Source organism: Pseudomonas sp. NFACC32-1 (assembly GCF_900101215.1).
In the GTDB taxonomy this organism is placed as follows: Bacteria; Pseudomonadota; Gammaproteobacteria; order Pseudomonadales; family Pseudomonadaceae; genus Aquipseudomonas.
In genome coordinates this window covers 158,380-174,845 of record NZ_FMUL01000003.1, presented here as the reverse complement: position 1 = coordinate 174,845, position 16,466 = coordinate 158,380, and the positions used below count along the sequence as shown (strand labels likewise).

Genomic DNA, 16,466 nt, shown 5'->3' with positions numbered 1-16,466 from the left:
ATGGATTTACCCGAGCATATTCTTCAGGTTTGGTTGCAAGTGCAACGGCCAAGAGGCTCTGGCTCCAGCTTTCCAACAGCGGGACCCTTGGCGCGAGAGCGCTCTGGGCGCACCACCAGGCATCGCCATTCGGGCTTTCAACACGCCGTCTTCGGAAAAATTAACAACGTTTAACTCACGCCCATGACGCCGATGGCTGGACCATCTGTCCATCTACCCACCTCAAGGAAGCATGTCATGAGCACCTTCATCACCCGCGATGGCACCGAGATCTACTACAAGGATTGGGGCAGTGGGCAGCCGGTAGTCTTCAGCCACGGCTGGCCGTTGAACTCCGACAGTTGGGAGGCGCAGATGATGTTCCTGGCGTCCAACGGCTATCGGGTGATTGCCCATGACCGCCGTGGACACGGACGCTCCAGCCAGCCCTGGGACGGCAACGACATGGACACCTATGCCGACGACCTGGCCGAGCTGATCGAGCGTCTGGACCTCAAGCAAGCCGTGCTGCTCGGTTTCTCCACGGGCGGTGGCGAAGTGGCGCGCTACATCGGCCGTCATGGCGCCGCCCGCGTTGCCAAGGCCGGGCTGATCTCGGCCGTGCCGCCGTTGATGCTCCGTACCCCGGCCAACCCGGGTGGCTTGCCTGTCGAGGTGTTCGACGGTTTCCGCCAGGCCTCCCTGGCCGACCGTTCTCAGCTATACAAGGATGTGGCCAGCGCATTCTTCGGCGCCAACCGGCCGGGTGCCAAGGTATCCCAGGGCATGATCGACTGGTTCTGGATGCAGGGCATGCTCGCCGGGCACAAGAATGCCTATGACTGCATCAAGGCCTTCTCCGAGACGGATTTCACCGAGGACCTGCTCAAGATCGATGTACCGACGCTGGTGGTCCATGGCGATGACGACCAGGTGGTGCCGATCGAAACCGCCGGTATCGCGGCCGCGAAACTGCTCGCCAACGCCCAACTGCTGGTCTACCCCGGCGCGCCCCACGGCCTGACCGATACCCACAAGGACCGACTGAACGCGGACTTGCTGGCGTTCATCCAGGGCTGATCAAGCCACACACCTGTGGGAGCGAGCTTGCTCCGGGCGGCGTTCCGACGATGGCGGCGCAACAGTCAACATCGCCGCCGACTGACATTCGCCTATCGCGAGCAGGCTCGCTCTCACAGGATCGGTATTCGACAGGACTGATACCCATGAACCGCAACGATTTACGCCGCCTCGACATGAACCTGTTGGTGATCTTCGAGGCGTTGATGTTCGAGAAGAACCTGACCCGCGTCGCCGAAAAGCTGTTCATGGGCCAGCCGGCGGTGAGCGCGGCGCTTGGGCGGCTGCGGGATCTGTTCGACGATCCGCTGTTGATCCGCAACGGTCGCGGCATGGAGCCGACACCCCGGGCCCTGGCCATCCTCAAGGAACTGCAACCGGCCATGGACACCATTTCCGGCGCGGTCAGCCGGGCCAAGGCCTTCGATCCTTCCACCAGTTGCGACGTGTTCCGTATCGGTTTGTCGGACGACGCCGAGTTCGGCCTGTTTCCGCCGCTGCTCAGCCAGCTCCGGGAGGAGGCACCGGGCATCATCGTGGTGGTCCGGCGCGCCAATTTCCTGTTGATGTCGTCGCTGCTGGCCAGCGGTGAAATCAGCGTCGGTGTCAGCTACACCACCGACCTGCCGGCCAATGCCAAGCGCAAGAAACTGCGGGACATTCCCTGCAAGGTCTTGCGCGGTGACAAGCGCCCCGGGCCGCTGACCCTGGACGAATACTGCTCGCGGCCCCACGCGATGGTGTCGTTCTCGGGGGACCTGAGCGGCAACATCGACCTGGACCTGGCCCGCATCGGCCGGACGCGCAAGGTCGTGCTGGCTGTGCCGCAATTCAGCGGTCTGCGGGCGTTGCTGGCCGGCACCGAACTGATCGCCACCGTGCCCGACTACGCGGCCTGCGCCTTGGTGGAAGGCTGCGGGCTGCGGGCCGAGGATCCGCCGTTCCAGATCAATGCCGCCGAGCTGTCCATGGTCTGGAGCGGCGTGCATGACAACGATCCGGCCGAGCGCTGGCTGCGCTCGCGCATCGCCACGCACATGTCCCAGTCGCTGCCGGTGGATGCGCCGGCGACCGCACAAGGAACCCAGCGATGAACCTGGCCGACGAACGCTCGCTGCAGGACTGGGGATTGCTGTTCCTGCGCCTGAGCGGGGCGCTGTTCCTGCTGTGGGTCCATGGGCTGCCGAAGCTGCTGCACTACAGCGCCGAGTTGACCCGCATCGAAGACCCGTTCCACCTGGGCGCGGCGCCGACCCTGGTGTTGGCGATCCTGGCCGAAGTGCTGTGTCCGCTGCTGATCGCCATCGGCGTGCTGGTGCGCCTGGCCTGTCTGCCGATCCTGTTTTTGCTGGCTGTTGCGCTGCTGTTGGTGCATCCCCAATGGAGCCTCGAAGAAGGGCAATTCGGCTGGCTCCTGCTGATCATCTTTACCAGCGTGTTCATTGCCGGGCCTGGGCGCCTGGCGCTGAACGCGCGCTTTGCCGGAGTGTTTCGTCATGTCTGAATCCCAAACCGTCGAACCCGTCGCCAGCCACGCCCGGCCCGGCTTCGATGAAATCGTGACCCTGGTGGTCAAGCACCGGATCAAGGCCGGCCAGGAGGCTGCCTATGAGACCTGGCTCAGGCGCATCGTGCGGGTGGCCGGTGGATGGCCGGGGCACCTGGGCGTCGATGTGGTCCGGGGCCGGCAGGGCGGGTTGTCGCTGTTCACCTGCGTGCTGCGTTTCTGCTCCACCGAGGCCATGCAGCGCTGGCTGGAATCGTCCGAGCGCAGTGAGCTGGTGGCGCAAGCCAAGCCCTTGCTGGCCGACGGTGACCAGACCGAAGTGGCGCCTCACAAGGAGTTCTGGTTCGCCCCGTTGGCGGATGCCGCCGCGCCACCGCCCCGTTGGAAACAGGCCGTGGTGACGCTGCTGGTCATCCTGCCGCACACCTTGCTGGTGCCGCTGCTGTGGGGGCCGCTGCTGCAACTCCATGCATTTCTCTCCAACTATGTCGTCGCCACGTTCCTGATCACCCTGACCATCGTGCTCTCGGTGGTGTACGTATGCATGCCCATGGCGACCCGGTTGTTCGCGCCCTGGCTGGAGGCGTCCAACCTCGAACACCTGGAGCCCGACGATGGCCAATAACGACGATCCACAAGATCCACGCGATCCACTGCGCCGCCAGTTGCTGGCCGCCGGATCCCTGCTCAGCGCCGCGGCGGCTTTCTGGCCGGGCCTGTCCTTCGCTTCTTCACATTCAAAAGGAAATCCGATGAGTGCCGATCTGATTCTGTTCAATGGCCAGTTCCATACCGTCGACCGTGAAAAGCCCCGCGCCAGTGCGGTCGCCATCAGCCAGGGCAAATTCGTCGCGGTGGGCACCGACGCCGAGGCCATGGCCCTGCGCGGCAGCGCTACCCAGGTCATCGACCTCAAGGGACGCACGGTCATTCCCGGGCTCAATGACTCGCACCTGCACCTGATCCGCGGTGGCCTGAACTACAACCTGGAACTGCGCTGGGAAGGCGTGCCGTCCCTGGCCGATGCCCTGCGCATGCTCAAGGACCAGGCCGACCGCACACCGACGCCGCAATGGGTGCGGGTCGTGGGGGGCTGGAACGAGTTCCAGTTCGCCGAAAAGCGCATGCCCACCCTGGAAGAGCTCAACCAGGCTGCGCCCGACACCCCGGTGTTCGTCCTGCACCTGTACGATCGTGCCTTGCTCAACCGCGCTGCGCTGCGGGTAGCCGGCTATACCCGTGACACGCCGAACCCCCCGGGCGGCGAGATCGTCCGCGACAGCAAGGGCGAACCCACCGGCATGCTGGTGGCGCGCCCCAACGCGATGATCCTCTATTCGACCCTGGCCAAGGGTCCGAAGCTGCCCCTGGAGTACCAGGTCAACTCCACCCGCCAGTTCATGCGTGAACTCAATCGCCTGGGGCTGACCAGTGCCATCGACGCCGGCGGTGGCTTCCAGAACTACCCGGACGATTACGCGGTCATCGAACAGCTGGCCCGTGAGCAGCAGTTGACGGTGCGCATCGCCTACAACCTGTTCACCCAGAAACCCAAGGAAGAACTCACCGACTTCAAGAACTGGACCGGCAGCGTCAAGCTGCACCAGGGTGATGACTTCCTGCGGCATAACGGCGCCGGCGAAATGCTGGTGTTCTCGGCGGCGGACTTCGAAGACTTCCTGGAGCCGCGCCCGGACCTGCCGCCCGGCATGGAGCAGGACCTGGAACCGGTGGTGCGCCATCTGGTGGAGCAACGCTGGCCGTTCCGCCTGCATGCCACCTATGACGAATCCATCAGCCGCATGCTCGATGTGTTCGAGAAGGTCAACCGCGACATCCCGTTCAACGGCCTGCCGTGGTTCTTCGACCATGCCGAGACCATCACGCCGAAGAACATCGAGCGGGTCCGGGCGCTGGGTGGTGGCATTGCGATCCAGGACCGCATGGCGTTCCAGGGTGAATATTTCGTCGACCGCTACGGTGCCAAGGCCGCCGAAGCCACGCCGCCGATCAAGCGCATGCTGGCCGAGGGCGTGCCGGTAGGCGCAGGCACCGACGCCACGCGCGTCTCCAGCTACAACCCCTGGACCTCGCTGTACTGGATGGTCAGCGGTCGCACGGTGGGCGGCCTGGCCTTGCACGAGCAAGGGCTGCCGCGCCTGACCGCGCTGGAGCTGTTCACCCATGGCAGCGCCTGGTTCTCATCGGAGCAAGGCAAGAAAGGCCAGATCAAGGTCGGCCAACTGGCGGACCTGGCGGCATTGAGCGCGGACTTCTTCAGCGTCGAGGAAGAGGCCATCAAGTGGATCGAGTCGGTGTTGACGGTGGTCGACGGCAAGGTGGTGTATGCCGCCGGCGATTTCGAAAAACTCGGCCCTGCCAGCGTCCCGGTGCTGCCGGACTGGTCGCCGGTGGTCAAGGTGCCCGGCCACTGGCGGCCGACCTCGCCGCTGCAGGCGCAGGTCCACCAGTGCAGTGGCCCTTGCGCGGTGCATTCCCACAGCCATGAACGCGCGCGGCTGTCGAACGTCCCGGTCAGCGATTTCCAAGGCTTCTGGGGCGCGTTCGGCTGCTCCTGCTTCGCCTTTTGACTAACAACCACTTTCCCTGTGGGAGCGAGCCTGCTCGCGAAGACGTCGGATCCTCCGGCATCGCCGCAAGCTGATACACCGCTTTGGCGAGCAGGCTCGCTCCCACAGGTTTTCGTCATCATCCATCCCAAAGGAGTCATCCCATGAGCAACGCCCCTGTCTACAACCGCCTGAACAAAGATGATGCAGTCGTCCTGCTGGTCGATCACCAGACCGGCCTGATTTCCCTGGTCCAGGACTTCTCGCCCAACGAGTTCAAGAACAACGTCCTGGCCCTGGGCGACCTGGCGAAGTTCTTCGGCCTGCCGACCATCCTGACCACCAGTTTCGAACAGGGCCCCAACGGTCCGCTGGTGCCGGAACTCAAGGAAATGTTCCCGGATGCGCCGTACATCCCGCGTCCAGGCCAGATCAATGCCTGGGACAACGAAGACTTCGTCAAGGCGATCAAGGCCACCGGTCGCAAGCAGTTGATCATTGCCGGCGTGGTGACCGACGTCTGCGTGGCGTTCCCGACACTGTCGGCCCTGGCCGAAGGCTTCGACGTGTTCGTCGTGACCGATGCTTCGGGCACCTTCAACGAAACCGTGCAGCAAGCCTCCTGGGCCCGCATGAGCGCCGCCGGTGCGCAGTTGATGAACTGGTTCTCGGTCGCCTGTGAGCTGCACCGCGACTGGCGCAACGACATCGAAGGCCTGGGTAACCTGCTGTCCCAGCGCATTCCGAACTACCGTAACCTAATGAACAGCTACGCGGCGCAGACCGCCAGGTAAGTCGTTTCCAGGCTGAACAGGTGCCCGCCAATGTGCGGGCATCTTTTTGTCTGGCTATCTGGCCTATATTGCCTGTGGCCAGGGGATTGATCCCCGTGGGGGTGCGCAGCCGCCCCAAAAGTCGGCCAACCGGTTGTGTCAGAATGTTCCTTGGACTAAATGCGGGGTCTGCTGCGCAGCCCAGCGGGGATAAATTCCCTCGCCACAGTTCGTGTTCGGCAAAAATCTTCCGTCTACTTGGAGAGCAATGAATCCTTTCGAAGAAATGCGCATCTTTGCCCAGGTCATGGAGTCAGGCAGTTTCACGGCAGCGGCGGACAAGCTGGGGCTGTCCAAGCAGTTCGTCAGCCGCAAGCTCATGGCCCTGGAACAGCGGCTCGGTGTCAGGCTGCTCAATCGCTCGACGCGGCGCCTGGATGTCACGCCCCTGGGCCAGCGTTATTACGAAGCGGCCCTGCGCCTGCTCGGTGAAATCGAACAGGTGGAGCAGGGCATCAGCGGCCAGACCAGCGAGCCTCGCGGCACCCTGCGCCTGAGCGCGCCGCTGTCGTTCGCCGTGGCGCACCTGGGCAGCCTGCTGCCGCTGTTTCTGCAGCGTTACGGGGAAGTCAGCGTGGAGGTGGACCTGAGCGATCGTTCCGTGGACCTGTTAGGGGAGGGCTATGACCTCGCGCTGCGGATCGGAGAGCTGGAAGACTCGACCCTGATCGCGCGCCGCATCGCCACCATCGAACGGGTCTATTGCGCCAGCCCGGCGTACCTGGCCCGGCGCGGCACACCCACGCGACCCGAAGACCTGCGCGGGCATGACTGCCTGCCATATGGCCACAGCCGGCAGGTCCAGTGGCGATTCGCGGCGGGCGGCAAGCCGCAAGTGCTGGAGGTGGCTGGGCGCATGCGGGCCAATAACGGCGATCTGCTCAGGGACGCCGCTATCGCCGGCATGGGTATCACCTACCTGCCGACGTTCATTCTGGGGGATGCGCTGAAGGATGGACGATTGGTCCAGGTTCTCGAAGGCTTCGAGACCGCGCCCCTGGCGCTGTCGGCGGTGTATCCGCAACACCGGCAGAGCTCGCGCCCGGTGCAGGCGCTGGTGGACTTCCTGCGCGAATACATGCAGTGATCGAGCGAACGCGTTCAGCCGTCCAGGCGACGGCTGAAGCATTCGTGGCCGGTCAGGCAGCGAGGTTGGCGCTGCTCATTTCTTTCTTGTATTGCGCTTTCAGGGTTTCCATCTGCTCACCCAAGGCATCCAGCTTGGCTTTGCCCAGCAGTTTCTTGGCCTGAGGGAACATTTCCTTCTCTTCTTCTTCGATGTGGTGTTCAAGCAGTTCCTTGACCACTTTCACCCGTCCCGCGAATTCCGGCTTGGAAGGATCGGTGGCTTTCAGGTCCGGCAACACCAGGGAGTCGACGGTGCGGTGTTCCTCCTTGGCCTCGTAGTACATCTCCACCTCTTCCTTGCCCCCGGCCTGTTTGTAAGCGGGATACAGGATTTCTTCTTCCAGCCGGGTGTGGATGGTGATTTCCATCTCCAGCTTCGCCAACAGGTCGGTGCGCTTCTTGACGCCGCGTTCGGTGGACTCGCTCAGTTGGGCAAGAATGCCCTTGACGCGCTCATGGTCGGCTTTCAACAGATCGATGGCGTTCATATACAGCTCCTCGGCAATTCACGGTTGCGGGCCGACTTCAAGCGTCGACGCCGCGTTACAGGAGGATTGCATGGGGCGTGCCAGTCGTTGATCTCTTGAAAAGCCTTTAAAAACAGTGGGTTGAATTTGATCTGGATTTCAGCGTCGTGCAGCCTGCATGAAGCGGGGAAAAGCACCTTGCACTTTGCGCTGTCCGCCAATCGCTCCCTGCCTGATCGGATGGGTGGCCCGATTCGCTAAGGCGTTTCGAGCAGGTGCCGAACCTTGGCGGCAATGGCCAGGCAGGAAGTCAGCCCTGGCGATTCGATACCGAACAGGTTGATCAGGCCCGGTACCCCGTGCTCGGCCTCGCTGCTGATGAGGAAGTCCCGGGCAGGTTCGCCGGGAGCGGAAATTTTCGGGCGGATACCGCTATAGGCCGGTTGCAGGCTCTGGTCCGGCAGGCCTGGCCAGTAATCGCGAATCGCCAGATAAAAAACCTCGGCCCGGGCCGGATCGACCCGGTAGTCCTCGTGGTCGACCCATTCCACGTCAGGGCCGAAGCGGGCCTGGCCCGCCATGTCCAGGGTCATGTGGGTACCCAGGCCGGCGGCTTGCGGAGCCGGGTAGATCAAGTGGCGGAACGGCGCGCGCCCGGCAAGGCTGAAGTAGTTGCCCTTGCACAGGTAGTCATCGGGCACCGTCTGCGCTGGCAAGCCTTCCATGCGCCGGGCGAGGGCAGGCGCGTGCAAGCCGGTGGCATTGATCAGCAGGCGACAGGACAGGCTCATCTGTGCCGAGCCGCCCACCTCCAGGGTGAAATGCCCGGCTTCGATGCGAACCCCAAGTAGCGGTGAATGGAACGCAACGTCCGCCCCGGCCGCTTGGGCATCGCCCTGCAACGCCAGCATCAGGCCATGGGAATCCACGATGCCGGTGGAGGGCGAGTACAGCGCGGCGACACAGGCCAGCGCCGGTTCCAGGGCCAGTGCCTGCGTCCGGTCGAGCAGGCGCAAGTCGTCCACCCCATTGGCCAGCCCGCGTTCGAGCAGTGTCTGGAGGCCGGCCAATTGCGCCTGGTCTCTGGCGACGATCAATTTGCCGAGGCGTCGGGTGGCCACGCCATGGCTTTCACAATAAGCGTACAGCCGGTGTCGACCTTCGACACACAACTGCGCCTTGAGGCTGCCCGGCGGGTAGTAGATGCCGGCATGAATGACCTCGGAGTTTCGCGAGCTGATGCCCATGCCGACGGCGGCACCGGATTCGATCACCAGCACTTCATGGCCGGCGCGGGCCATCTCCCCCGCCACGGCCAGGCCGACGACCCCTGCGCCTGCCACTACGCATTGGATATCCACACGCAACCTCGATTCTCCTTCAATAGGGAAAGACCTGAGCGCGTTCAGGGTAGCCTCGCCCGGGGAAGGGGTGAAGCGTGGAGGTGACGAAAACATGGATGTGATTAAACTGGCCGGACTCAACGAGGCGTACGGGCTGCGCATTTGGGCCGCGCGTTCCCTACGTTGCCCGTACGTACCCTAGGCGATCGACTTGCCGATCGGGCCTTTTGTCTGACCTTGTCCACGGAGAATCCCCGATGCCTCGTTTTGCAGCCAACCTCAGCATGCTGTACCCGCAACATGATTTCCTGGAGCGTTTCGCGGCTGCGGCGGCCGATGGTTTTTCGGCTGTCGAGTACCTGTTCCCCTATGACCACACCCCTCAGGTGCTCAAGCAGAGGCTCGATGACAACGGCCTTGTCCAGGTGCTGTTCAACGCGCCACCCGGGGATTGGGCTGCGGGGGAGCGGGGGATCGTGTCGTTGCCGGGACGTGAGCAGGAATTTCGCGAGGGTTTCGAGCGTGCCCTGGATTATGCCGCGGTACTGGGCAACTCCAGGATTCATGTCATGGCCGGCGTGCTCCCGTCCGAAGCCGAGCGGGCGCGATATCACGCGGTGTATCTGGAGAACCTCGCCCATGCCACGGCCCAGGCCGCGAAAGCCGGGATCACTGTGCTGCTCGAACCGATCAATACCCGGGACATGCCTGGCTTTTTCCTGAATCGCCAGGACCAGGCCCAGGCCATCTGCCGGGAAGTGGGGGCCGACAACCTCAAGGTCCAGTTCGACTGCTACCACTGCCAGATTGTCGAAGGTGACCTGGCGAGCAAATTGCGGCGCGACTTCAACCGCATCGGCCATGTCCAGATTGCCGGCGTGCCGGACCGCCACGAGCCGGACCTTGGGGAAGTCAATTATCCCTTTGTGTTCGAGCTGCTGGATGAGTTGGGCTATGACGGCTGGGTCGGATGCGAATATCGGCCGCGCGGCGATACTTCAGTGGGTCTGCGGTGGCTGCGGGACTGGAAGGCACGCTGACGCTTGTGGAGCGTGCCTGCTCGCCATGGCGGACTGATGACCGATCACTGCGCCAGATCACACCTGGAGCAACCTTGGCGGTGGTAGCGGTCTGTGCCCGGTGACTGGAAGGGCAGGGCCCTGGTAGTGGTGCACTTGGCCGCGAAACCGCGGTAGGCGGACGAGGCGTAAAGCCGAACGACGCTTTTCTCGGGCATAAAAAAACCGTATCTCGCGATACGGTTTTTCTTCAAGCGAACAGCATTCGCGATCAGCCCGTCAGGCCCGCCTGCTGAACCAGGGTCAGCAATGGCTGTGGGTAGACGCCGAGGAAGAACGCCAATACGGCGATGGCCAGCAGCATCACGCCGCCTGCCTTCTGTTCCCAGTGCAACTCGGCATCGTGACGACGCAGGTTCGGTTCCATCAGGTACAGGGTGACCATGACGCGCAGGTAGTAGAACACGCCGATGGCACTGCCCAGCACCAGGGAGCCGACCAGCCACCATTGGTGAGCCTCGACGCCGGTGGCGATGATGTAGAACTTGCCAATGAAGCCGGCGGTCAGCGGGATACCGGCCAGGGACAGCATCATCACGGTGAGCACGGCGGTCAGGTACGGACGGCGCCAGAACAGGCCGCGGTATTCGTACAGGGCGTCGGCGTCGCGGCCGTTGTACGGCGAGGACATCAGGGTGATCACGCCGAACGCGCCAAGGCTGGTGATCACGTAGGTGACCAGGTACACGCCAATGGCTTCCACGGCCAGGCCCTTGCTGGCGATCAGGGCGATCAGCAGGTAGCCGAAGTGGGCGATGGACGAGTAACCCAGCAGACGCTTGAGGTTGCTCTGTGTCAGGGCCAGCAGGTTACCGAACAGGATCGAGGCGATGGCAATGATGGTCAGCACGTTGCTCATGACGCCACTGCTGGCCACCGGAGAGATCTGGAACAGACGCACCATCACGGCGAACACCGCCACCTTGGAAGCTGTGGCCAGAAACGCCGCCACCGGGGCCGGGGCGCCTTCGTAGACGTCCGGGGTCCAGAGGTGGAAGGGCACCAGCGACAGCTTGAACGCCAGGCCGATCAGCATCATGCCCAGGCCCAGTTGCGCGACCGGGCTGGGCAGGCCGGTGGCCGCCAGGGCCTGGCCGATACCGACGAAGCTCAAGGTGCCGGCTTCGGCGTAGAGCAGGGCCATGCCGAACAACAGGAACGCAGAGCCGGCCGCCGACAGCACCATGTACTTGATGCCGGCTTCCAGGGAGCGCTTGTTGAAGAAGGCATAGGCCACCAGGCCGTACACAGGCACCGACAGCAGCTCCAGGCCGATGAACAGGCTGGCCAGGTGCTGGGCGCTGACCAGGACCAGGCCACCGGCGGCGGCCATGAGGATCAGCAGGTACAGCTCTTCGCGATTGCCCGGGTAGCCCGAACCGCCATCGCCCAGGTAGGCGTGGGCGAGGGTGACACAGGCCAGGGTGGCGACCAGGATCAGCGCCATGTACAGGCAGGCGAAGCTGTCGATCTGCAACAGCGGGGTGACCGTCAGCGGGGCGACTTTCAGGGCCGGCAGGATCGACAGCAAGGCCAGGTTCAGCCCCGCCACCGACAGCAGGAAGGTCTGGGAGTGATTGCGGCGCCAGGCGATCGCCAGCATCACCACGAGGATCGTGGCGCTGGTGATCAACAGCGGCGCAAGCGCGATAAAGTGTTGAATCGTGAATTCCATAGCGCTCTTACCGGGCCGAAGCGAGTTGAGAGAAGGCGGTGCCGAGCCACTGCTGCACGCCATGCATCGTGGCGGCAGAGGTGTCGAGGAACGGTTGCGGGTAGACGCCGAGGTAAATCAGCAGCACCGCAAGGCCAAGCACCATGATCAGTTCGCGACCGTCCATGCCGCGCAGCACTTCGTCCGACCTGGACGGGCCGAAGTAGGCGCGGTGGATCATGATCAGCGAGTAGACCGAACCGAACACCAGGCCGGAGGTGGCGATGGCGATGATCCACGGCGAACTGACGAAGGTGCCGATCAGGATCAGGAACTCGCCGACGAAGTTGCCGGTACCCGGCAGGCCCAGGGAAGCGGCCGCGAAGAACAGGCTGATGGCCGGCAGGTAGGCGATGCGCGACCACAGGCCACCCATTTCACGCATATCCCGGGTGTGCAGGCGCTCGTACAACTGGCCGCTGAGGATAAACAGCGCCGCCGCGGACAGGCCGTGGGCCAGCATCTGGATCACCGCGCCCTGCAGGGCCAGCTGGCTGCCGGAATAGATACCGATCAGCACGAAGCCCATGTGCGAGACGCTGGAGAAGGCGATCAGGCGCTTGATGTCGGTCTGGGCGAAGGCCAGGAACGCACCGTAGAAGATCCCGATCAGGCCGAGGGTCATCGCGATCGGCGCGAACTCGGCCGAGGCGTTGGGGAACATCGGCAACGCGAAGCGCAGCAGACCATAGGCCGCCGTCTTGAGCAGGATACCCGCCAGGTCCACGGAACCTGCGGTCGGTGCCTGGGCGTGGGCATCCGGCAGCCAGGAGTGCAACGGTACCACCGGCAGCTTCACCGCGAAGGCGATGAAGAAGCCCAGCATCAGCACGTACTCGGTGGTGCGCGACATCTGCACTTTCAACAGGTCGGCGTAGTTGAAGGTGATCACGCCGGTGTTGTTGAAGTTGACCAGCACCAGACCGAGGATCGCCACCAGCATGATCAGGCCGGAAGCCTGGGTGAAGATGAAGAACTTGGTCGCCGCGTAGATCCGGGTTTTCTTGCCGTCCGCCGAGCTATGACCCCAGAGCGCGATGAGGAAGTACATCGGCACCAGCATCATTTCCCAGAAGAAGAAGAACATGAACAGGTCCAGCGCGAGGAACACGCCGACGACGCCGCCCAGGATCCACATCAGGTTCAGGTGGAAGAAGCCCACATGGCGCTGGATCTCTTTCCAGGAGCAGAGCACCGAGAGGATACCCAGCAGGCCGGTCAGCAGGATCATCAGCAGCGACAGGCCGTCGAGGGCCAGGTGCACGCTGATGCCGAAGCGCTCGATCCACAGGTGCTTGAATTCAAGCGCCCAGGTCGGATCGGCGCCGGGGGCCGGAGCGAATGAATAGTCGCCGGTCGCCCACAGCCAGAGGCCGAGCGCGAGTTCCAGGGACATGGTCAGCAGCGCGATCCAGCGCGGGAGGGTGGAGCTGGAACGCTCCGCCATCCAGCACAGCAGGCCGCCGATAAAAGGGATCAGGATTAGCCAGGGCAGAATCATGACGGGCTCGTTTCCTTTCGCAAGTTCGCAAGGTTCATATCAGACCGCTACCAGCACGATGGCGCCGATAACCAGCACGGCGCCAGCCGCCATGGAAGCCGCATACCAACGCAGTTGACCGGTCTCGGTACGGCTCAGGGCGGTGTGGCCGCCCTTGGCCATGCGCGGGATCAGGCCAATGGTCTGGTCGAGCGGGTCTTTGCGCAGAATGTGGCTGATCGCAAGGTATGGCTTGACGAACAGTTTGTCGTAGATCCAGTCGAAGCCCCAGGCAGCGAACCACCAGGCCGAAAGGACACGGCCGAGGCCGCTGTTGGCGATCGCGGTCACGAAGCGACGCTTGCCCAGGAACAAGAGGGCGGACAGCAGGATACCCGCCAGGGCGATGGCGCCCGAGGCGATTTCCAGGCTGTGCTTGGCTTCGCCGCCTGCATGGCCGACGCTTTGTGGCAGCACGCCGGCAAGCGGTGGGGTGATCAGGGCGCCGACGAAAGTCGACAGCACGATCAGTACCGACAGCGGCAGCCAGTGGGCGATGCCGTGGCCGGCGTGGGCTTCGGTCTTGGCTTCACCATGGAACGCGATGAAGATCAGGCGGAAGGTGTACAGCGAGGTCATGAACGCACCCACCAGGCCTGCGTAGAGCAGCCCCTGGTTGCCGCTGGCGAACGCTTCCCAGAGGATCTCGTCCTTGGAGTAGAAGCCGGCGGTCACCAGTGGCAGGGCCGCCAGGGCCGCGCCACCGACGATGAAGCTGGCGTAGGCCAGTGGCAGTTTTTTCCACAGGCCGCCCATCTTGAAGATGTTCTGCTCGTGGTGGCAGGCAACGATCACCGCACCGGAGGCCAGGAACAGCAGGGCCTTGAAGAACGCGTGGGTCATCAGGTGGAAGATCGCGCCTTCCCAGGCACCGACACCCAGGGCCAGGAACATGTAGCCGATCTGGCTCATGGTGGAGTAGGCGAGGATCCGCTTGATGTCGGTCTGCACCAGGGCGGCGAAACCGGCCAGCACCAGGGTCACGCCGCCGACGATGCCCACCAGGTGCAGGATGTCCGGCGCCAGGGCGAACAGGCCGTGGGTACGGGCGATCAGGTACACGCCCGCGGTCACCATGGTTGCCGCGTGGATCAGGGCCGAGACCGGGGTAGGGCCGGCCATCGCGTCCGCCAGCCAGGTCTGCAGCGGCAGCTGTGCGGATTTGCCGACGGCACCACCGAGCAGCATCAGGGTCGCCAGGACGATCCAGAAGTCGCCGGCCTTGAAGTGCTCGGGAGCACGGACCAGCAGTTCCTGGATGTTCAGCGTGCCCAGCTGCTGGAACAGGATGAACAGGCCGATGGCCATGAACACGTCGCCGATCCGGGTCACGATGAATGCCTTCAGCGCCGCGTTGCCGTTGTTGCGGTTGCTGTAGTAGAAACCGATCAACAGGTACGAGCACAGGCCCACGCCTTCCCAGCCGAAGTACACGAACAGCAGGTTATCGCCGAGCACCAGGAACAGCATGCTGGCGATGAACAGGTTGGTGTAGGCGAAGAAACGCGAGTAACCGGCTTCACCGCGCATGTACCAGGAAGCGAACAGGTGGATCAGGAAACCCACGCCGACCACCACGCCGAGCATGGTCACCGACAGGCCGTCCAGATACAGGGTGAAGCTTGGCGTGAAGCCTTCCACCGCCATCCACTGCCACAGCACCTGCGCGTACGCGCCACCTTGCGGCGGGGCGACGTTGAACTGCCAGATCACGTAGGCCGTGACGATGGCGGACAGGCCGATGGAACCGACGCCGATCAATGCCGAGAGGTTTTCCGAGAAGCGGCCCCGCGAGAACGACAGCAGCAGGAAGCCGATGAGGGGGAATACGAAAGTCAGGAAGAGTAGGTTCATCCGCGCATCTCGCTGGCAGCGTCGATATCGAGAGTGTGGAAGCGGCGATGCAGCTGCAACAGAATCGCCAGGCCGATACTGGCCTCGGCGGCTGCCAGGCTGATCACCAGGATGAACATGACTTGTCCATCCGGTTGCGCCCAGCGAGCGCCCGCGACGATGAAGGCCAGGGCGGAGGCATTCATCATGACCTCCAGGCTCATCAGCACGAACAGAATGTTGCGGCGGACCATCAGGCCGACCAGACCGAGACAGAACAGGATGCCGGCAACCGCCAGACCATGCTCGAGAGGGATAGCAGGCATGTGATTACTCCTTCGCCTCGTTACGGCCCAAATGGAACGCCGTGACGGCTGCGGCGAGCAGCAGCATCGAGGCGAGTTCGACCACCAGCAGGTACGGGCCGAACAGGCTGATGCCCACGGCCTTGGCGTCCACGGTGGTTTGGCCGATGGCCTGGCCGCTCTGGTGAGCGAACAGCACATACAGCAGTTCACCCAGCAGCAGGGCGGCGAGGATCACCGGCCCGGCCCAGATGCCCGGCTTGAGCCAGGAGCGCTCCTGCTGGACCGAGGCAGGGCCCAGGTTCAGCATCATCACCACGAACACGAAAAGCACCATGATGGCGCCGGCGTAGGCGATCACTTCCAGGGCACCGGCGAACGGTGCGCCGAGGCTGAAGAACGTCATGGCCACGGCGATGAGCGAAATGATCAGGTAGAGCAGGGCGTGCACGGGGTTGGTGTTGGTGACCACTCGAAGCGTGGACACCACCGCGATACCCGATGCGAAATAGAAAGCGAATTCCATCTTTCTTCCTTAAGGCAGCAAGCTCTTCACGTTGATCGGCTCGGCTTCGTTCTGCGCGGCACCTTTCGGCTTACCGGCAATGGCCATACCTGCAACACGATAGAAGTTGTAATCAGGGTTTTTACCGGGACCGGAAATCAGCAGGTCTTCTTTCTCGTACACCAGGTCCTGACGTTTGAAGTCGGCCATTTCGAAATCCGGCGTGAGCTGGATCGCGGTGGTCGGGCAGGCTTCTTCGCAAAGGCCGCAGAAGATGCAACGCGAGAAGTTGATGCGGAAGAAGTCCGGGTACCAGCGACCGTCTTCGGTCTCGGCTTTCTGCAGCGAGATGCAGCCTACCGGGCAAGCCACGGCGCACAGGTTGCAGGCCACGCAGCGTTCCTCGCCGTCGGGGTCGCGGGTCAGGACGATGCGGCCACGGTAGCGAGGTGCCAGGTAGACCGCTTCTTCGGGGTATTGCAGGGTGTCGCGCTTGCGGAAGCCATGGCCGAAGATCATGACCAGGCTCCGCAGTTGGGTACCGGTACCCTTAACGATGTCGCCAATATATTTGAACATGGGT

Annotated in this window: 16 protein-coding genes; 8 read left to right on the top strand and 8 right to left on the bottom strand. The window is 63.4% G+C overall.

Translation table 11 applies throughout. The features are described from left to right. The first annotated feature begins 237 nt into the window (after nt 1-237). The 7 genes from BLP99_RS06975 to BLP99_RS06945 all read left to right on the top strand — a co-directional run bounded on the left by BLP99_RS06975 (nt 238) and on the right by BLP99_RS06945 (nt 7,056). Nucleotides 238-1,059, top strand: coding sequence for an alpha/beta fold hydrolase (locus tag BLP99_RS06975; RefSeq protein WP_072392772.1), 822 nt, complete (start codon nt 238-240; stop codon nt 1,057-1,059). A 146-nt stretch (nt 1,060-1,205) separates the two neighbouring features. Then, nucleotides 1,206-2,153 carry a LysR family transcriptional regulator gene (locus BLP99_RS06970; RefSeq protein WP_072392775.1) on the top strand — a complete coding sequence of 316 codons (948 nt, stop codon included), beginning with the start codon at nt 1,206-1,208 and terminating at the stop codon, nt 2,151-2,153. Then, nucleotides 2,150-2,563 (top strand): DoxX family protein, encoded by a 414-nt coding sequence (locus BLP99_RS06965; RefSeq protein WP_072392778.1) that lies wholly within the window; start codon nt 2,150-2,152, stop codon nt 2,561-2,563. The genes BLP99_RS06970 and BLP99_RS06965 overlap by 4 nt, the downstream gene beginning before the upstream one ends. Further along, entirely contained in the window at nt 2,556-3,191 is a 636-nt protein-coding gene (locus tag BLP99_RS06960) for an antibiotic biosynthesis monooxygenase (protein WP_072430644.1), read from the top strand. Before BLP99_RS06965 ends, BLP99_RS06960 begins: the two co-directional genes overlap by 8 nt. Before the next feature lie 127 nt (nt 3,192-3,318). After that, entirely contained in the window at nt 3,319-5,157 is a 1,839-nt protein-coding gene (locus BLP99_RS06955; RefSeq protein WP_072393070.1) for an amidohydrolase, read from the top strand. Between the two features lie 143 nt (nt 5,158-5,300). After that, nucleotides 5,301-5,930 carry an isochorismate family cysteine hydrolase YcaC gene (gene ycaC / locus BLP99_RS06950; protein ID WP_072392785.1) on the top strand — a complete coding sequence of 210 codons (630 nt, stop codon included), beginning with the start codon at nt 5,301-5,303 and terminating at the stop codon, nt 5,928-5,930. 247 nt (nt 5,931-6,177) lie between these two features. Continuing rightward, complete coding sequence (locus BLP99_RS06945) at nt 6,178-7,056, top strand: LysR family transcriptional regulator (RefSeq protein ID WP_072392788.1); 879 nt, start codon at nt 6,178-6,180, stop codon at nt 7,054-7,056. Between the two features lie 52 nt (nt 7,057-7,108). On the opposite strand, the gene BLP99_RS06940 is transcribed toward BLP99_RS06945, so the two are convergent. Then, nucleotides 7,109-7,585 carry a hemerythrin domain-containing protein gene (locus BLP99_RS06940; protein ID WP_072430643.1) on the bottom strand — a complete coding sequence of 159 codons (477 nt, stop codon included), beginning with the start codon at nt 7,583-7,585 and terminating at the stop codon, nt 7,109-7,111. Between the two features lie 236 nt (nt 7,586-7,821). Beyond that, nucleotides 7,822-8,931 carry an NAD(P)/FAD-dependent oxidoreductase gene (locus BLP99_RS06935; protein WP_092180017.1) on the bottom strand — a complete coding sequence of 370 codons (1,110 nt, stop codon included), beginning with the start codon at nt 8,929-8,931 and terminating at the stop codon, nt 7,822-7,824. A 233-nt stretch (nt 8,932-9,164) separates the two neighbouring features. Here BLP99_RS06935 and otnI point away from each other — a divergent pair, with 233 nt between their 5' ends. Beyond that, the gene (otnI, locus tag BLP99_RS06930) at nt 9,165-9,947 is read left to right on the top strand and encodes a 2-oxo-tetronate isomerase (RefSeq protein ID WP_072392798.1); all 783 of its coding nucleotides are present in this window, start codon (nt 9,165-9,167) and stop codon (nt 9,945-9,947) included. 250 nt (nt 9,948-10,197) lie between these two features. Here the strand turns inward: otnI and nuoN are convergent, their stop codons facing one another. From nuoN to nuoI, 6 genes are read right to left on the bottom strand one after another with little or no spacing between them, the layout of a single operon-like run. Next, nucleotides 10,198-11,661: an NADH-quinone oxidoreductase subunit NuoN gene (gene nuoN / locus BLP99_RS06925; RefSeq protein ID WP_072392801.1), complete on the bottom strand. Its 1,464-nt coding sequence runs from the start codon at nt 11,659-11,661 to the stop codon at nt 10,198-10,200. 7 nt (nt 11,662-11,668) lie between these two features. Further along, nucleotides 11,669-13,201 (bottom strand): NADH-quinone oxidoreductase subunit M, encoded by a 1,533-nt coding sequence (gene nuoM, locus BLP99_RS06920; protein ID WP_072392804.1) that lies wholly within the window; start codon nt 13,199-13,201, stop codon nt 11,669-11,671. 39 nt (nt 13,202-13,240) lie between these two features. Then, the gene (gene nuoL / locus BLP99_RS06915; RefSeq protein ID WP_072392807.1) at nt 13,241-15,094 is read right to left on the bottom strand and encodes an NADH-quinone oxidoreductase subunit L; all 1,854 of its coding nucleotides are present in this window, start codon (nt 15,092-15,094) and stop codon (nt 13,241-13,243) included. Next, complete coding sequence (nuoK, locus tag BLP99_RS06910; protein ID WP_072392810.1) at nt 15,091-15,399, bottom strand: NADH-quinone oxidoreductase subunit NuoK; 309 nt, start codon at nt 15,397-15,399, stop codon at nt 15,091-15,093. Before nuoK ends, nuoL begins: the two co-directional genes overlap by 4 nt. A 4-nt stretch (nt 15,400-15,403) precedes the next feature. Further along, nucleotides 15,404-15,904 carry an NADH-quinone oxidoreductase subunit J gene (gene nuoJ, locus BLP99_RS06905; RefSeq protein ID WP_072392813.1) on the bottom strand — a complete coding sequence of 167 codons (501 nt, stop codon included), beginning with the start codon at nt 15,902-15,904 and terminating at the stop codon, nt 15,404-15,406. A 9-nt stretch (nt 15,905-15,913) separates the two neighbouring features. Further along, nucleotides 15,914-16,462: an NADH-quinone oxidoreductase subunit NuoI gene (nuoI, locus tag BLP99_RS06900; RefSeq protein WP_072392816.1), complete on the bottom strand. Its 549-nt coding sequence runs from the start codon at nt 16,460-16,462 to the stop codon at nt 15,914-15,916. Nucleotides 16,463-16,466: the final 4 nt, after the last annotated feature.